Here is an 18,649-nt window from a genome sequence, read left to right on the forward strand (position 1 = left end):
ACTGGCCCAGTTGCAGAGCTGTAGTGACGTTAAGATACAAACAGTCAACAATGCTTTGTTATTGTTGGCTGTTTTTTTGTAGAATATAAAAGCATATTATTACAATAGCAGTATTGCCTGCGCATACGCTTGGCCTTTTATTTTTAGACTTGAGGAATATAAATAATGAGTTACTTTGGCACTGATGGTATCCGTGGAAAATTTGGTGAATTGCCTATTACCCCTGACTTTATTTTAAAACTGGGTTATGCGACTGGACAGGTGCTCATAGAAGCCAACGAAAATTCTACGCGCAAACCAAGTGTGGTCATCGGCAAAGATACTCGTCTCTCAGGTTATGTCATTGAAGGTGCTCTGCAAGCAGGTTTTAACGGGGCTGGCGTCGATGTTTATATGCTTGGTCCATTACCGACGCCAGCGATTGCACATTTGACTCGCAGTTTTAATGCCGATGCGGGTGTGGTTATCTCAGCGTCACATAATCCTTATTATGATAACGGTATCAAGTTCTTCTCAGGTAGTGGCAAAAAAATCAGTGATGAGATGCAGATAGCAATTAATGACAGATTAACGGCAATCATGAGTGATGCTAATGGTAACAATGCCACGATGCCTATCCTTGACCCCTGCAAACCTAGGCAAAAACCGCCGAATTGACGATGCAAAAGGTCGATACATTGAATTTTGCAAAGGCAGCTTCCCATATCAGTATGATCTTAGCCATCTGACCGTCGTGGTTGATTGTGCCAATGGTGCAGGCTATAGCGTCGCACCTAGAGTCATGCGGGAGCTTGGTGCTAGTGTTATCGCTATCAATAACACTCCAGACGGCATCAATATCAATGCTGAATGTGGCTCTACTCATCCTGAAGGTCTGCAAAAAGCGGTGCTTGAGCATGAAGCAGATGTTGGTATCGCATTAGATGGTGACGGCGATCGCATTGTGATGGTTGATGAGACAGGTAAGCTGGTTGATGGTGACGGTATCTTATATGTGCTCGCGACCCAAGGACTCACCAAAGCGCAAGGCGTCGTTGGTACGCTTATGAGTAATATGGGATTAGAGTTGGCATTAAAGGCGGCTGACATTGATTTTACTCGTGCAAAAGTAGGCGACCGCTATGTCATGCAAGACTTGGAGGCCAATGGTTGGATACTGGGCGGTGAGCCATCTGGACATATTCTGTGCCTGGACAAAAGCCGTACAGGCGATGCGATCATAGCAGGGTTGCAAGTATTGGCTGTGATGCAAGCGCAAGGACGTGCACTGAGTGAGCTGGTCGAAGGGTTTGACGTACTACCACAGAAGCTGGTCAATGTACGTCTGTCTCAGATGCAAGACCCATACAAGCATGAAGAACTGGTCGCCGCTTTTGACAAAGCACAGACGACTTTAGAAGGTCGTGGTCGTCTTCTTATTCGCCAATCAGGTACAGAGCCTGTGATTCGAGTCATGGTTGAGTCTGATGATGAGATAGAGTGTGATGTGATGGCAAATGATTTGGCTGATCATATCAAGTCGGTATTAGGTTAATAGTATTCAACGCTTAATATTCAAAGCTTAATATTCAAAGCTTAGCACTCAAGATTACAATGTTGAAATGTCATAATTTTATAATAAGGAATGATCATGAGCATGGACTTTACCGACCAACGCCTTTCATATGAAAAAGGCGCGCTTGATCAACAGTCAGTACCAGCGTCACCATTTGAGCTATTTAAGGCTTGGATGGATGAGGCAATAGCGCAAAAAGTGCAAGAACCTTATGCTATGAGTTTGGCAACTTGCGGTGCAGACAATAAGCCTAGCGTCCGTATCGTGTTACTGCGTGAAATTACGGATACAGGTATTATTTTTTATACCAATTATGACAGCGCGAAAGGACAGGACGTTGCAGCAAACCCCAATGCTGAAGCGCTGTTTTTTTGGCATGAGCTGGAGCGCCAAGTTCGTATTAGTGGTCGTATTGCTAAAATTGACGCTGAAAAATCTGCTGCCTATTTTCAAAAACGTCCACATGATAGCCAAATAGGTGCTTGGGTCAGTCAACCGCAAAGTGGTGAAGTCACCAATCGTGAGGTGATGGAGCAAACGTTCGAGCAACTTCAGGCCAAATATCCAGAAAACACCACAGTGCCAACGCCAGCGTTTTGGGGTGGGTATGAAATTACGGTTGAAAAAATCGAGTTCTGGCAAGGTCGTGCCAACCGTATGCATGACCGCATCGTATATACGCAAGATGGTGATAGCCAAAGCGCTGAAAGCTGGACGACCAAGCGTCTACTACCATAGTGTTTGGCTGATTTTGAAATCCTAGCTCATTTAAAAATATAAAAAAGCCACTCTATATCCAGTCTCTCGGGTATTTAGAGTGGCTTTTTTATATCAGTTATTTGCTTTATTTGGCATTGGTATCGACATCCACAGAGACGGACATACCAGGACGCAAGCGTGCAAGCTCAGGTTGGTGCGGATCCAAGTCGATACGTACTGGGATGCGCTGCGCAATTTTTATATAGTTACCTGTCGCAGGATTGGCGGCACCTGCACTAAACTCACTGCCAGTGGCTGGTGAGATGTTGCTCACATGACCTGTGAATTTGGCACCGCCAAGCGCATCCACATGAATAGTAGCTGGTTCGCCGATTGCCATACTGGCTATTTGGGTTTCCTTAAAGTTTGCGATAATCCAAATGCCTTTTGGTACGATATACATGAGCTGGGTGCCCGCGCTAACGTACTGACCTTCTTTGACACTGATTTGGCTCAGCTGACCGGACTCAGGTGCTGTGATGATCGTATTATCGAGATTAATTTGTGCTTGCTTCACACCTGCCTCAGCACTTTTGATATTTGCGTCCAGCGAGGGTTGGGTGCCACTGGTTTTGGCGAGGTTTTGTTGCGCGGCTTGTAAATTGGCTTCAGCCTGTTGCACGCTTGCCTGTGCTTGAGCCAGCTTTGCTTTGATATGAGCCACTTCTGCTTTTGATACCGCACCGATAGCATCTAAGCCCTGATAGCGATTGACGTCTTCACGAGCGCTCTCGACATTGATTTTGGCGCTATATAAGTCTGCTTTGCGTGCTTCGATTTGTGCTTGGCTAGATTGCGTGTCTTGAACATTGGTAGAGCGACTGGTGACCGCCACTTCAGTATTGGCCTCAGCTTGTTCAAGTTGCTGTTGAAACGTTCGATCATCTATTTTTATCAGTAGATCGCCCGCTTTTACATCAGCAAAATCCTGCACCGCCACTTCGGTGACATAGCCGGAAACTTGCGGACTAATAATAGTGGTTTGACCTTTGACAAAGGCGTTATTGGTTTGTTGCACCGTAGGCGTAAATGGTGGCAGTTTCCAAGCATATAAAATTAAGGCCGCACCAATGACAATCAGCGCAATCAATAATCCCAAATTTAGATAGGATTTTTTCTTGGGAGACCAGCCAGCCGTATTTGATATCGGCTCTTTTGGCGGCATAGGCGTTTCATTATCATCGTCTTGATTTTCTATAGAGCCTTCTACAGAGTTATCCTCACGCACGCTATCAGGCGTATCAGTAGCTGCTTGTATCTCGGATGTATCCGTTTTCTTTTGCGTAGCGCTTGTAGCGGTCTCTACTGGAGCCGTAGCAGACTCTGTACGTGTGTCTGTTGCTGGAGCATCAGTTGACGTCTGAGGTATTTTATTAAGCTCATTTGGTTTTTCTTGGCTCATGACATGCTCCTAAATGTTAATAAGCAGATATCTGATGGGTCTGACTATAAATAAATATGATAAAAAATCACTAAGATAATAAGTTGAATTATTTTGTTTCGCGCATCTTGGCGATGACGGCGAGCTCTTTGGCCAGTGGATTGCGCTTGTGGTAGCGGTTATAAAGATAATTGAGCAGCAAAATAATCGTAACGGCAGTAGCAAGACAGGCCATCAGAAAAAACAGGTCGCTGTATGCTGCGACCGTTGCTTGGCGCTGAATGCCTTGCAGTACTTGGCTAACTGCACCGATATTTGCTTGGGCCGCGTCAGTGGTCTGATTCGACAACATGTTACGAGTGCCTGCCACCTGGGCGCTAAATGCAGGATCGCCCAAATTCAAAGAGCTGACCATATCTGCATAATGCATTTGTGTACGAATGGTCGTAAATGCCTGAATGGCTGCCGCACCTGCCAGTCCGCCAACTGTTTGGGAGATGCCAAAAATCACTGAAAAACTAATAATATACGCAGGGCCACTGCCAATAGCCCGCAAAAACCCTTCAAAAACCAAAGGCCCCATGAAATACACCGCGGCAAAGGCAATCAAAAACTGGCTGAGATAAAACGTATAGGGTGCTGAATTAATAGACACACCAACATCCATCCAAGACCCTAAGGCAATCAATGCCACGGCAAAAATAACAGGTCGGCGCAAATCCATCGCATTGGTACTAAAAATACTAATAATCAAAGCCAGTGCACTGGCGGCTATAATAACAGCATAAAAAGTAACCAGCTGATCGTTACCGTAGCCGAGGTTAGCGAGCAATCCTGCCGCTCCGACGTTTTGCTCAGATAGCAAAATCCGCATAACAGCGCCCGTCACCATGAAGGCAATAATATTGCGGCTACGCATCCAGCGCACTTGTAGCATCGGATTTTTGCGATGCGTCTCAATCCATAACGCGATGCTAATCCCGACGATAGCAATCATCAGTGGATAGACGAGCCAAGGTGTCGTCCACCATAAAATTCGACCTTGTACCAAAACGACAGCCAATGCAGCCAGACCACTAGCAAAAAAACCAAAGCTTACAAAATCCAATTTCTCAAATACTTTTTCTGTATTCCCTGGTGGTAGCTCTAATATATTAATCAGCCCAAAACAAATCAGCGCCAGACCAAATTGAAATAAAAATAAGTTTTCAAGCTGACCGTCGATGGCGAGGGTAGGGCGAGATGACACGTGATAATGGAATACCAAACTGTACCAGACCAAATCCCAATATCAGACCACTAGTACGTTTGACGGTTGGCATACCCTGAAGACAATAAAACAAGCCCAATACGGTCATACCACTTGCCACCATACCACTAAGTCCCCTAGCGACAATCTCTAAATAATAGGGCTCAATGCTAATATTAGGTGTGTCTAACAAGTGACTGCTGATCAGCCACTGTAGACTGGTGGCGGCTAACAAAAATGACAGGGTGATTTTGCTAAAAAGCGACATGCCAAATTGCTGACGAATTTTGTACAGCAGAACGGTGATACAGGCATTGGTCATATTATAACTGACCGATATCCAACCACCTTCAGCTGGCGTTAAGCCTAGCTGACCCTGAATTTGCGTCAGGTTGGCGACAAGTAGACCATTTTGGAAGCTGGCTGTGAGACCCACAAAAAATCCCAATGAGCAAATAAAATACTTTACGGCGTGCCGGATGGTCAGGATTGGCTGGAGAGCCTACCATTATTGGCTGTTCGTGGGGCTTAAACTGGTATTCGTTACTCATGGGCGTACCACAATCTATATAAGGAAATAGAGTGAAATAGGACAGATGCCAGGCGGGGAGTCAGGTCAGTGCAGTTAGCATTTATAGCGTGAAACGCCAGTCAACTCACTGATGGTATCTGAAAGATAACCCAGAAAATTCAGAAAGGATTTTATCATAAATTTTATCGTGCTTTTGTCATCGACACGTAATTGATGGATGGTGCTGAGCAATTTATTTGCTCTACAGCTTAATTTTCTTATGTAACATTGATGACTATAATTCGATGGTTATTCATGCAATCGTAAAATAAAGCACGCATAAAAAACAGCTCTATACAGAGCTGTTTGTGTGTATCGGAAAATTGGTCTGTCAATTATGATGCAATGCTAAACAGATTGATCGTACTTAGCCTCTAGCTGCATAGCGCGCTGATAGCTATCAAGACGAGCCAGCTGTTCGGCATACTGTCTGATATTTGGATACGCGTCAAGCTTTTGGCGCTTAGCAAGAATGATTAAGTCAAATGACAGCATAAAATCAGCACCACTTAGTTTATCACCCACAATGAACGACTTACCTTCAACCGAAGCATCCAGATATTCAAACAATCTGGTTTTTTCTCTATCGATATAGCCATTCAAAAACTCATTGTCATCAATGCCTGCTTTTTTGGTAAATAGTTCAAGCATTAATGGCAACATCAGCGAGCTTTCTGCAAAGTCAATCCACTGTAGATAATACCCATAGTCCGAGCTGTCTGTCGCAGGACGTAGACGCTCGGGCGCAAATCGCTCAATCAGTAACTCAGTAATGGCCCCTGATTCAGCATAAATTTGGCCGTCCATCTCGATAACTGGAGATTTACCGAGTGGATGCACCGCTTTTAAAGAATCCGGTGCCAAATGAGTTTTGGCATCACGTTGGTAACTAACAACTTCGTAGGGCACACCTAGCTCTTCTAAAAGCCAAAGCGTACGTAATGAACGTGATTGATTAAGATGATGTAAGCGAATCATAATATCGACCTTAGGCATGGCTTGATTTATCGGTTTCTGAGTCCTAACCTTTTAGCTTGGCAACAAGGCGCGTAGCCGCTTCTTCTGAAGATGCTGGGTTTTGACCAGTGATCAATAAACCATCTTCCACGACAAACGATTCCCAATCGGCCGCTTTTTCGTAGTTACCACCATTAGCTTTTAATACGTCTTCTACTAGGAACGGTACTACGTCTGTTAGACCAACGGCATCTTCTTCTGAGTTGGTAAAGCCTGTGACTGTTTTGCCTTTTACTAAGTACTCGCCATCAACTTTCACGTTTTTAAGCGCGCCAGGTGCATGACAAACAAACGCGACAGGCTTATCTTGCTTAACAAAAGACTCAATCAGATTGATAGAGTTTTTGTCTACTGCCAAATCCCATAATGGGCCGTGACCGCCAGGGTAGAAAACTGAATCAAAATCTTCCGCTTTCATATCAGCAAGTTTTTTGGTATTAGCCAAATGTTCTTGAGCGTCTTTGTCTTCTTTGAAGCGCTTAGTATCTTTGGTTTGCGCGTCTTCTGTGTCACTACTAGGATCTAGTGGTGGTTGACCGCCAGCAGGCGAGGCCAAGGTTACGTTGACGCCTGCATCAAGAAATGCATAGTAGGGAGCTGCAAATTCTTCTAGCCAAAATCCTGTCTTTTTACCAGTATCGCCTAGACGGTCGTGTGAGGTTAGTACCATTAAAATATTCATGATTATCCTTATTTATTGTTTATATGTGAGTAAAGCAAATTATTGACAGCCACATTTTTATTGATAGGGGATTCATTCAAATGAAAAGCCAGATGACCAAAACGTTATCAGTATAATAAGTGGTGACCGCTAATATTATTCCTGCTTCAGACGTAACTTTCAGTAGTGATTTTAGCAAGTTGTGTTGTTAAGTTGTTGTTAACAATAGTTATTACCTATCGTCAATTATTTAACAGTCAATTATTTAACATAAGTTACTGAACGTCAGAGACCTTAACCACTGTTTTACCAAAGTTATCACCGTTTAACATACCGACAAAGGCTTCTGGTGCATTGTCTAAACCATCAGCGATGTATTCTTTGGTTTTGACGTCGCCTGACTCTACCCATTTGCTCATGGTTTCTAAGAACTCTGGGAAGTGGTCGCCATACTCTTCAAAGATAATGAAGCCTCTGACCGTGAGACGCTGACGGAGAATGAGTCCCATCAATTGACCTAGGCGGTCTTTGCCATCAGGTAGATCGGTTGCATTGTATTGTGAGACCAGACCGCATACGGGAATACGAGCATGATCATTTAATAATGGCATGACCGCATCAAACACGTGCCCACCGACGTTTTCATAATAGATATCGATACCATCTGGGCAGGCCGCTTTTAATTGCTCAGCAAAGTCATCGGCTCTGTGGTCGATACAGACGTCAAAGCCAAGCTCGTTGACCGCGAAATCGCATTTCTCTTTCCCGCCTGCTACACCAACAGTGCGAAGACCATATTGATTACCCACTTGACCGACCGTAGCACCGACAGGTCCAGTGGCTGCAGCGACAACTAACGTTTCGCCTTTTTGTGGTTTGCCGATATCAGTCAGACCCATGTAACCAGTGAAGCCGGGCATACCTAACACACCTAAACCATAAGAAGGGTTTGCCATGTTTTCGTCCAGTTTCAGGACGCCTTCGCCATCACTGACACTGTAGTCCTGCCAGCCGGAATTTGATATGACCAAATCACCGACAGCAAATTTATCGATATTAGACTCAACCACTTGCGCGACTGTGCCACCCATGATGACGTCACCGACTGCTAATGGGTCAGCGTAGCTTTTGCATCGCTCATACGTCCACGCATATATGGGTCTAATGACAGATATACTGTGCGTAATAACATCTCGTTATCGTTTGGCGTTGGGATGTCGCTGGTTGTCAGATCAAAGTTGTCAGCGGTTGGCTCGCCGTTCGGGCGACTGGCAAGTTTGATTTGACGGTTGGTTTGTTGATGCTGCTCTTTATCGAAGCTCATAGTAGGACTCCTTTATATTTATTCATTGTCATTATTATAGAGGTATTAGATGTAGTAACTACTCAGTATTGAATTGAATATAGTCGAACCACTATTAAAGTGTTACAGCGTTAGACTCGTTTAGCCTACTACTGTAGTACTTGCACTCGTCTGCCTTGTACCACTTTTAATATTGATTGACTACAACTACTATAAATAGCATAACGTTATGTAGTTATTGTTACTGTCGCGATTTTTCTTATAATTCTTCTGACAGTTCTTGCTATATCGCTTATTAAGACGCTTTGCTAGTTACAGCACGCTGTAAGATACGACGTGAGACGTCCAAATCGTTTTTGCCGTGCTCACCAAGTTCGACCATGTTATGTGCATCGAGTTGCTTGATAATTGGATCAATCGCTGACTCAGTCAAATCGACGTCTTCTAGGCTCACTGGCAAGCCAAGTTCGCGGAAGAAGTTTTCAGTATAGACAATGGCCGTTTCGATGATGGCATCGTCGTCTTGGTCAGTATCAGTGATGTTCCATACGTTACGAGCATACTGGAGTAGTTTTTCTTTTTGCTTTCTTTTAGCTCACGCATGACTGATGGCAAGACGATGGTCAAGGTACGTGCATGATCGATAGCGTGCAAAGACGTAAGCTCATGACCGACCATATGGGTTGTCCAGTCTTGTGGCACACCAGTACCGATCAGGCCGTTCAATGCCATCGTCGCTGTCCACATAATGTTCTTACGTGTTTCTAGGTTCTCTGGATCTTGCTTAACCACTAGGCCTTCATCGATAAGGATTTTGAGCAAGCTTTCAGCAAAAGCGTCTTGAACCTTGGCATTGACTGGATAAGTCAGATACTGTTCCATCACATGGACAAAGGCATCAGCAACGCCGTTCATAACCTGACGTTCAGGTAATGTAAGGGTTTTTACTGGATCTAGGATTGAGAATTTAGGGAAGGCCAGTGGGTTACCAAATGGTAGTTTTGCTTGACGTTCGCTATAGTTAATCACGCCGCCTGAGTTCATCTCAGAACCCGTTGCTGGGATGGTCAATACCGCACCTAGGTCAATAGCAGAATCGATGTTCTTGCAATAGCCCGTTAGCGCGTCCCAAGCTTGATCACGTGAGACCGTACCATCTTCTTCAGTTAATGAAGATACGAGTGCCACAAATTTACTGCCATCAATCACAGAACCACCGCCGACTGCTAATAAGAAGTCGATGTTTTGCTCATTCACCATATCGGCTGCTTTTAATAGTGTGGTGAATTCTGGGTTAGCTTCGATACCACCAAATTCAAATACAGTACGGTTACCGCTTGCCGCTAATGCAGTTTTTACTTCATCTAAAGTACCAGTACGCTGTGCTGAACCACCACCATAAGTAATAAGTACGCGAGCATCGGTAGGGACTAGGTCTGATAGTTGTTCGATTTGACCTTCACCAAAAACGATGCGGACTGGATTGTAATATTGAAAGTTATTCATAAAATTCCTAATGTTGATAAAAATGGTTCCGTCAAATATGTTGACGTTAAACAATGAGTGGTAAGCAATGCTTATTTTATATTTGCTCTAAATGCTTGATGCGCATTGTACACCAATTAGACCAGTCGTCTAGTTATTGTTTATAAATGATTACAAAACTCTCATACAACGTTTTTATCAAGCATTGGGTTTTAAATAACAATATGATGTGTGGACGCAAACATAAGCCCCCAATTTAGGGGGCTCTAATACCGAAAACGTTACTGTTTATTATCTTATTATCAACGTCCCATCTGAGTCGTCGTCATTTGCCAAATTTCCGCTAGGGGCGTATTCGTTTGGCTGATCTTAGCCATTAGGCTGGCACCAAGCCACGCGAAATACCAACGTTTGGCCATACTCTCAGCTGATATATTATCGTGACGAGGTACAGACCCATCTATCCAGCCTGCCTTGATCTGCTCGGCGAGCCACATGGTCGTTTGTTGATAGCCGGTATCAAGTGCTTTACGCATGGTTTCTGATATATCAGCCACTTCTGCGCTTAGCTTCACTACCAAGCATTTGTCGTGATCACAGCCGTTCTGCTGGGTGTCGTACCAGTTTTGGAAGTAATCATATAGCTTTTGCTGGGCGCTCAAATTTTGTGCATCGATGATATCAAGACGAGCTTTATATAAGCTGAAGTAATGATTGATGATGGCCTCACCAAAGGCTTCTTTGAGGCAAAATAATGATAAAAGAGCCTTTAGGCACGCCAGCTGTATCTAAGATTTGTTTGAGGCCGACAGCGGTAAAGCCTTTTTTGGCTATTAATTGGTAACCAGTGGCAAGCAAATGAGCTTTGGTATCGGGTGTGGTGCTAGTGTCTGTGATATTAGACATAAATAGAATTTTCTCCCTTGATAATCGTAGTAATAGGGTCGTCAGGTTTCATTTGAGCGTCATGTCGATGGCATATTCTAATGCTATATATTTATATGTGTTACGTTTTATCGACAATATTGGCTGAAAAACAGTCCTGTTTTACTAATATCTATGGTAGCATTAGACCAGTCGTCTATCAAGGTAGGTTTTGTTCTTATCAGTTATCATAAATTTTCGATTTTAATTTATGTCAATTTGTGATTTAACCATAACTGTGAGTATCTTACCTATAAGACAGCTTCAACTATTTTATTCAAAGTACTGAAAATAAATTTTTATATAACAAAGCAAAAATAAGGATAATTATGTCAAGCAATGATAATAACAGTAATGCCTATAGCGATTTTCATTTGCAATTCATTGGCGGTGAATGGCAAAAGGTAAAGATGATAGCATTAATACTGATACTAATCCCTACAATGGCGATACGATTGTAGAAATTCAGCAAGCGACTAAAGACCAGCTTGATGAAGCATACGATGCTGCCGACCAAGCGCAAGCCAAATGGGCAAAACGACGCCAGCTGAGCGTGCAGCTGTTATGTATAAGGTAGTCAGTATCCTAGATCAGCGCCAAGATGAAATCGTCGATTGGCTGATTAAAGAATCAGGTAGTACGCGCATCAAGGCTATGGTCGAATTCAGTTCAGCCCGTGCCATCACGCTTGAAGCAGCGTCTTTTCCTAACCGCGTACACGGTGAGATTCGTCCCTCTAACACTCCCTGGCAAAGAAAACTTTATTTATCGCGAGCCCATCGGAGTGGTAGCAGTCATTAGCCCATGGAACTTTCCGCTGCATTTAACCCAGCGTTCTATCGCACCAGCCCTAGCACTCGGTAACGCAGTGGTGCTCAAGCCTGCGAGCGACACACCCATCACTGGCGGTTTGTTACTGGCAAAAGTATTTGAAGAAGCGGGTCTGCCAAAAGGTTTATTAAACGTCGTGGTCGGCTCCGGTAGTGAGATAGGCGATGCCATCGTCGAGCACAAAGCGCCAAGCTTAGTATCATTTACAGGCTCAACCTCAGTAGGCCAGCACATCGGTGAGCTAGCAAATGGCGGTGAGTATATCAAACAAGTCGCGCTTGAGCTGGGTGGTAACAGTCCATTTGTGGTACTCAAGGATGCTGACATTGAGCAAGCAGTCAAAGCCGCTGCTTTTGGTAAATTCTTGCATCAAGGCCAAATCTGTATCGCGATCAATAGGGTTATCGTGGAAGACGAGATATATGATGACTTTGTAGAGCGTTTCTTGGCCCATGTCAAAACATTGAATGTCGGTGATCCTAATAAGCAAGATACGGCTGTTGGCCCTATCATCAACGAAAAACAACTCAAATCGCTCAAAGAGAAAATCGCTAAAGCGCAGGAGGAAGGCGCGAAAATGATACTCAGTGGTGAGATTGAAGGCCAAGTCGTACCGCCGCATATCTTTACTGAAGTCACTCGCGAGATGGATCTATCCTGTAATGAAGTGTTTGGACCCTTGGTTGGTATCATTCGTGCTAAAGACGAAGATGATGCATTATCAATCGCCAATGACTCTATGTATGGCCTATCTAGTGCGGTATTCACTGCTGATATGCAAAAGGCCTGCGTTTCGCTCGTGGTATCAGAGCTGGTATGACCCATATCAATGACATCTCAGTGAACGACGAAAGTAACACGCCATTTGGTGGTGAGAAAAACTCAGGTATCGGTCGCTTTAATGGTGAATGGGTACTAGAAGAGTTCACCAGAACACATTGGATTTCAATGCAAAACGAGCCACGTCAGTATCCGTTCTAATAGCATTGCACTACGATAAATAATAAAAAAAGACCGCTTCGATAGCGGTCTTTTTTTGTGATGTTCGATGGTTGTGCTTGAACCTACTTATATGACAATTAGCCTATAGTCTAGTCATCTATCTAGCATGAAAACCCAATAACCCCTTCAATCTCTTCGATAGTCATACGTCTGACCAGCGCTTGCTCTTCAACTGACAAGCGATTGGTATGCTCTTTATCATGGTATGGATGCTCCGAGATATCTCAGAGGTGGTGGCATAATACATTTGTGGCTGCTCTTTTGTCAGTCTCATCAAAAACGATTGATAAGTTTACGTTTTTCATCCGATTTGTTCTCTTCAGCGATATTTTTTTCAGTCATGGTATTCTCCTAGAGGTAGGCCATTTAAGCAGTCCGGAGCATGAGAGTCAATGGCGATAAGTAGATTTTAGCTTGGATAATTACTACCTTGCTAGTAGGTTATTAATGCCATGAGTCAATACCAAACTTGTCGTAAGCAAGATATGCTATTTTATAATAAAGCCCAATAAAAAAAAGAGTATTGAGATTAGGGCGTGTTGAACATTCGCAAATAGGCACTGCTGATCGCTAAAATTGTTCCAGATAAGGCACAAAGCGACGATAATGCAGATGCCTTAGCGAGATTTGTAACGCAGTATGGGGCAATTTTAGCATCAGCCCCAACGATAAAAGCAGGGGACAGGACTCTTTTTTGCCGCTTCATCGTTAAAAATAAGCGCTTAGAATGACTAAACTTATTATTTTTAACATCGAATCGCCTAAAAAATAGTCGCTGTCAGTGCCATGGTCGAATGTTCGACACGCTCTAATTAAAAGCTATCGAACAATAAGAGGTTTATGCCATGTTCCATCAGCTATCTGGTAAAAATGTATTGATTCTCTTTCATAATGACCTGCGAGTGATGGACAATGCCACGTTATCGAAAGCCGCCAAGCTCTCGCGTGATGGGCGATTATTACTGGTTTATGCCTCATCCTTGATGGATATATTGGACAATCAAAACTCTCAGGCTGCTTATCATTATGACACGATGGGCGTCGCCCGCCAGCAATTTTGCAAGAGAGTTTGGCGGACTTAAATACATCATTAGAGCTGCTTGGCAATAAGTTGCTACATCTACACAAAACCCCAACGTCACCGAATACCTTCATGCAGTTGAATGAACTCATTGAGGCGCAGCAGGTGACAGATATCTGTGTGAGTCAAACGGCCGATTATTATCAGAACCAAATATATGTACGACTACAGAATAAACATCCGCAGATACGTTGGCATATTGAGACAACGGCTACTTTGTTTGATGAGTTACCGCTAGATGATTTGCCCAAAAGCTTTACGCAGTTCCGCAAAAAAATTGAAGCAGATTATGATTTATTGCATGCAGCACAAGACATCGCTATTTGCGCGACGCCAGAGCGATTGGCCCCAATACCTGAGAGTCTGGTGGATAGGTGCGAGTACGAGTACTTCTTTAAAGCAGGCGAAGATAATGCGCAGGCAATCTCCCAACAAAAACAGCAATCTTCTAATTTCAAAGGTGGTGAGTCGAACGGGCTAAATCATTTAAAGAGTTATTTTAATTCCGACGCGCCAAGTACTTATAAAATCACACGAAACGCGCTTGATGAATGGACGCATTCCACAAAATTTTCTGCTTGGCTGGCGAATGGTTCGTTGTCTGTCAACACCATATTGAATCGACTGCGCCGTTATGAGCGTGATGTAATCGCAAATGACTCCACTTATTGGATATGGTTTGAGCTGCTTCGGCGTGAATATTTTTATTGGTACGCTGTCACCCATCAGCAAAAATTATTCTGGTTTAAAGGTATTGGTCAGCACACGCCATCAACCCAACTGGACCAGAAAAAATTAGAACAATGGAGAAATGGTGATACAGCATATCCTATTGTCAACGCCTGTATGCATCAACTGAAGGCAACAGGATATATGTCAAACCGTGGACGACAGTTAGTCGCCAGTTGCTTTATCCATGAGCTAGGTCTTGATTGGCGTTATGGTGCCACTTATTTTGAGCAGCATCTTATCGATTATGATGTCGCCAGTAACTGGGGGGAATTGGCAATATCTGGCGGGCGTGGGGGCGGATCCAAGAGGATGTCGGCAGTTCAATCTTGATAAACAAACCCAGCAATATGATCCAAACGGTAAGTTTATCCATCAGTGGCAAGGGGTATTAAAACAAGACAGCTAATCATAAGCGACCACTATCTTGGTTGTCTCTTTAGTCGTGGCAGCGCTTCAATGACACATCATGCTCTTTTGCATTAAACATAGCGATACTAGAGTATACAGATAGCGACCGCCAGACTACTCTCATGCGACTTAATAAGCATGCGGTAAAAAGGGGCTATCTCTTAGCCCCTTTTTATCATTACGCGATATCAATATAAGAAGAGATTAGGCTTTGATAAGTTTGGGTCGAGCTTTATCAATGGCTTTTATCAGTGCCTTCTCAAACTCACCGTCTTTGAACCTAACAAGATAAGAGTGTGCGGCACAAAAATTGCGAACGTCGCGCCACTCATGTGCTAGGTTGGTTGCCCAGTCGCAATATTGTGCGCCTGCATTTGGCTCGTCTTTGAGTGCTTTTTTGGTGGTAGGGTGCAATATCAGCTCAGGCAATACCGCTTCTAGTAGCTTGATGGGCGGACTCATAAACGTATCATCGACATGCAAGCTTTGGCTGGCAGGATGATAGGCCAACAAGGAGCCTGCATGAATCATCTCATTAGGCGATATATAGTAAATGCCCTCTGACATTGAAAATTTAAGCTCAGGGTAGCGCTCAGCGACTGCATCACTCTCTACCAAATCGTCAGCCCAGCGCACTTCTGGTATCTTTTTATGATGGCGACTACTGCCGTAAAACGTGGCTTGAGGGAAGTCTTTTGCCATTTGCGCACAATATACAGTATGGAATGGATGAACGTTTAGCACCGCTTCGACATCTTGACCATTATTGGTGAGCGCCATGACTTCGTCTCGAACGTCACCTGTTAAGGCGTAGCTGTCCAAAAAGACAAAGCGTCCTGAGGATAGCTTGACCAGTGAGCACTGGGTACCAATGTTTATCACACCGCCGATACGGAATGACCCGCGTATGTTCCAAAATCCTGCCCCTAAATCATGAATTTCATCTGACATTTATCGTTTTCCTTATGTAATATATTGAATCAACAAGTGATTGTTTTTCTTGTCGAAATTTTTATGTTTTACATTTTTTTTAGAGTCGTTATTTTGCCTCAAGCTCGCTACGCGCGTTATTAATAGCAGATAATAACGCTGCTTCAAATTGGCCTTCTTCAAATACGACTAATCCTGAATGTGCACCGCAAAATGATGTACGCTGCGCCATTCGTGTGCAAGATCTATCGCCCAATCACAATAGGCTTTGCCAGCGTCGGGCTCATCTTTTAGTGCTTGTTTGGTGGTGGGGTGTAAACCTAGGTTTGGCTGTACGGCATCAAACAGCTTAGAAGGTGGTATCTCAAACGTATCATCGACATATATACTTTGGCTAGCAGGATGATAGACCAATAATGAGCTTGCATGGACTGACTCATCAGGGGCGATGTAGTAGATGCCCTGAGGTAGGGAGAACTTCAGCTCAGGATAACGCTCAGCGACCGCATCACTTTCGACCAAATCCTCTGCCCAATTGACTTCTGGTACTTGTTTTGGGTGTCGACTACTACCGTAAAACGTGGCTTGCGGAAAGTCTTTGGCCATTTGCGCACAATGTATCGTATGAAATGGATGAACATTTAAGACGGCTTCGACATCTTGACCATCATTGGTCAATGCCATCACTTGCTGACGAACCTCGTCTTTTAAAGTATAGCTGTCCAAAAAAATAAATCGGCCTGATGATAGCTTTATAAGCGCACATTGGACGCCGATATCCATAATGCCGTTTTTTATAAATGACCCTCGAATACTCCAAAATCCTGCACCTAAATCGTAAATCTCATCATTCATTGACATGACTCCTTAATCATTTAGTTGTTCAATTATTTTGCTTATTGATAGGTAGCACCCTATGATTATTGATTTTTGAGCGCGTAAAGTCTGTAATAGAAAAGATATAAGCAATGTAGATGTGTAAAAATAAAAAGTTGTTAGGTAAATGTCATCATTGAGGGTATAGATCCAATTCTTTATTCTAAATGGAGAGTCTAACCAAGCGCCAATAACACATTTAAACCTGAGTATATCGGTTGGTGTGCTAACATGCTTTTCTGGTCATTATGATAAATAGATATCCTGTATGGCTGTGCACCTCCTTCATAGTTTCACATTATATTCTTTCATTATCCAAGCCAATGACGCCTCCTTGTCATAGCATAATCAATTATAGTAAGCGCCCTTGTGAATAATTCTAAAGATAAAAATCAAAATTTTGCACCAAAGACAGTAGCCTCATCCAGTCACTCTACGTCGTGGATATTAAAGCTCACGATTGGCCTGATTGGTATGTTTGCTTTTTTACAGGTGTACTCTATCCAAGCCGTGCTGCCAGTCATGATGGTGGACTTTTCTGCGACGGAAGTGCAAGCGGGCATGATCGTTGGCGCTACTGTATTGGCCATTGCCATCATGTCACCATTTTTGGGTATGCTCTCAGATGCCGTCGGGCGCAAATCCTTTATCGTCGGTGCTTTGTTATTTTTGGCCATACCAACAGCGCTGATTGCCCAAAGCTCGAGTATTGAATGGGTCGGTATTTGGCGTTTTATGCAAGGACTGTCTGTACCCGGTATTACGGTGGTGACTATTGCTTATATCGGTGAGGAGTTTGAGGGCCGAGCAATGACTGATCTGATGTCCTTTTATGTGTCAGGAAGCGTGCTTGGCGGCTTTATGGGCCGGTTTTTGATGGGGCATTTGCATGAGCTGATTGGCTGGCGTGACGGTTACTATGTGATGACAGCGATGACGCTGCTGGGAGCGATATGGGTTGGCAATATGCTACCATCGTCTCGTCACTTTGAGGCCAATCCTAATTTTCGCTCAGCGATACAGACGTTAGGTGAGCATGTCACCAATCGTTATGTGGTGACCGCTTGTCTGCTTGGCGCTTGTGTGCTGTTCTCCCTTGTAGGCTGCTTCACTTTTATCAACTTACATTTGGCGGATAAGCCTTATGAGCTTGGTACAGGTGCGCTCGCCAATATTTTTGCCGTGTATTTGCTTGGTGTGATTATTACGCCACTATCAACGACCTTGCTGCGCCGGTTTGGCTCAGCACGTACGGTTCGGGTAGCCATTATTATCTCCATGATTGGAGTTCTGTTGACCTTGGTGACCCCACTATGGGGGGTAATCATAGGACTTGCTGTTATGTCATCTGGTGTGTTTATTACGCAGTCAGCGACCATCAGCTATATTGCTGTTAATGTCAAAAAAGGTCGATCATTGGCATCAGGCTTATATTACATGGGCTATTACACAGGCGGTACACTTGGAGCGTGGCTGGGTGGTATAGCCTATGCGCGAGGGCAGTGGTCTCTTACCGTATGGTTGTTATTGTTTGTGCAGGTACTGGCGTTATTGATAGCCAGTTTTGGGATGATTAAAACGACAAGACGCGCCACTTAACGGTATATCAGGTATTATCTATGTTTGGTTACCCGTCTTATGATACGTAATGTAAGGTCGCTTTACATGGTGATGGTTTTTTCTTACTATCAAAGAGGTATTCAATCTTATTGCGGTCAGTGAAGCTTGTTGCTTTTACTGCGCCAAAACCGATTGGTATTCAGCAGGACGCTATCAACAGTAATAATGACTCTATATTATAAAAATAGTGTGGTTATAGCGGTTCATTCTGTATTAGTATGTCTTATTGCTACTTATTTATTACTATCTATAACTTATAAGCGC

At 43.7% G+C, this 18,649-nt stretch carries 11 protein-coding genes and 6 pseudogenes; 7 read left to right on the forward strand and 10 right to left on the reverse strand.

All coding sequences use genetic code 11. The features are described 5' to 3' along the window. Positions 1-165: 165 nt before the first annotated feature. Both glmM and pdxH read left to right on the forward strand, forming a co-directional pair. A pseudogene (gene glmM, locus PKHYL_RS07140) lies at positions 166-1,534 on the forward strand (phosphoglucosamine mutase). 102 nt (positions 1,535-1,636) lie between these two features. Continuing rightward, a complete protein-coding gene (gene pdxH / locus PKHYL_RS07145; protein WP_201587730.1) occupies positions 1,637-2,293 on the forward strand; it encodes a pyridoxamine 5'-phosphate oxidase in 657 nt (218 codons plus the stop codon). A gap of 106 nt (positions 2,294-2,399) precedes the next feature. Here pdxH and PKHYL_RS07150 read toward each other — a convergent pair whose 3' ends face one another. The 8 genes and pseudogenes from PKHYL_RS07150 to PKHYL_RS07190 form a co-directional block, all read right to left on the reverse strand. Then, on the reverse strand, positions 2,400-3,716 hold the full coding sequence (locus PKHYL_RS07150; protein WP_240366359.1) for an HlyD family secretion protein: 1,317 nt from the start codon (positions 3,714-3,716) through the stop codon (positions 2,400-2,402). Between the two features lie 88 nt (positions 3,717-3,804). After that, positions 3,805-5,495: pseudogene (locus tag PKHYL_RS07155) on the reverse strand (MFS transporter). Between the two features lie 368 nt (positions 5,496-5,863). Further along, a complete protein-coding gene (locus PKHYL_RS07165; protein ID WP_071003624.1) occupies positions 5,864-6,493 on the reverse strand; it encodes a glutathione S-transferase family protein in 630 nt (209 codons plus the stop codon). Between the two features lie 43 nt (positions 6,494-6,536). Then, complete coding sequence (locus PKHYL_RS07170; RefSeq protein WP_212564440.1) at positions 6,537-7,214, reverse strand: type 1 glutamine amidotransferase domain-containing protein; 678 nt, start codon at positions 7,212-7,214, stop codon at positions 6,537-6,539. A 254-nt stretch (positions 7,215-7,468) separates the two neighbouring features. Beyond that, positions 7,469-8,517, reverse strand: a pseudogene (locus PKHYL_RS07175) (NADP-dependent oxidoreductase). Between the two features lie 274 nt (positions 8,518-8,791). Continuing rightward, a pseudogene (locus PKHYL_RS07180) lies at positions 8,792-10,002 on the reverse strand (iron-containing alcohol dehydrogenase). Between the two features lie 281 nt (positions 10,003-10,283). Continuing rightward, entirely contained in the window at positions 10,284-10,643 is a 360-nt protein-coding gene (locus tag PKHYL_RS07185) for a TetR family transcriptional regulator C-terminal domain-containing protein (RefSeq protein WP_240366362.1), read from the reverse strand. 64 nt (positions 10,644-10,707) lie between these two features. Further along, the gene (locus PKHYL_RS07190) at positions 10,708-10,887 is read right to left on the reverse strand and encodes a TetR/AcrR family transcriptional regulator (protein ID WP_240366363.1); all 180 of its coding nucleotides are present in this window, start codon (positions 10,885-10,887) and stop codon (positions 10,708-10,710) included. 412 nt (positions 10,888-11,299) lie between these two features. Between PKHYL_RS07190 and PKHYL_RS07195 the strand changes: the two are divergent. The 4 genes and pseudogenes from PKHYL_RS07195 (at position 11,300) to PKHYL_RS18695 (ending at position 14,957) form a co-directional block, all read left to right on the forward strand. After that, positions 11,300-12,717: pseudogene (locus tag PKHYL_RS07195) on the forward strand (aldehyde dehydrogenase family protein). 866 nt (positions 12,718-13,583) lie between these two features. Beyond that, complete coding sequence (locus PKHYL_RS07200; protein WP_240366364.1) at positions 13,584-13,820, forward strand: deoxyribodipyrimidine photo-lyase; 237 nt, start codon at positions 13,584-13,586, stop codon at positions 13,818-13,820. Then, entirely contained in the window at positions 13,808-14,881 is a 1,074-nt protein-coding gene (locus tag PKHYL_RS07205; protein ID WP_240366365.1) for a DASH family cryptochrome, read from the forward strand. The genes PKHYL_RS07200 and PKHYL_RS07205 overlap by 13 nt, the downstream gene beginning before the upstream one ends. Then, a complete protein-coding gene (locus PKHYL_RS18695) occupies positions 14,841-14,957 on the forward strand; it encodes a hypothetical protein (protein ID WP_442966133.1) in 117 nt (38 codons plus the stop codon). The genes PKHYL_RS07205 and PKHYL_RS18695 overlap by 41 nt, the downstream gene beginning before the upstream one ends. Before the next feature lie 206 nt (positions 14,958-15,163). On the opposite strand, the gene PKHYL_RS07210 is transcribed toward PKHYL_RS18695, so the two are convergent. Next, positions 15,164-15,910, reverse strand: coding sequence for a hypothetical protein (locus PKHYL_RS07210; protein ID WP_093069920.1), 747 nt, complete (start codon positions 15,908-15,910; stop codon positions 15,164-15,166). An 88-nt stretch (positions 15,911-15,998) separates the two neighbouring features. Further along, positions 15,999-16,744: pseudogene (locus PKHYL_RS07215) on the reverse strand (hypothetical protein). Positions 16,745-17,239: 495 nt separating this feature from the next. On the opposite strand from PKHYL_RS07215, the gene PKHYL_RS07220 reads away from it, so the two are divergent. Continuing rightward, entirely contained in the window at positions 17,240-18,364 is a 1,125-nt protein-coding gene (locus PKHYL_RS07220; protein ID WP_083328973.1) for an MFS transporter, read from the forward strand. Positions 18,365-18,649: the final 285 nt, after the last annotated feature.

It is taken from the genome of Psychrobacter sp. KH172YL61, assembly GCF_007182895.1.
Taxonomy (GTDB): domain Bacteria; phylum Pseudomonadota; class Gammaproteobacteria; order Pseudomonadales; family Moraxellaceae; genus Psychrobacter; species Psychrobacter pacificensis.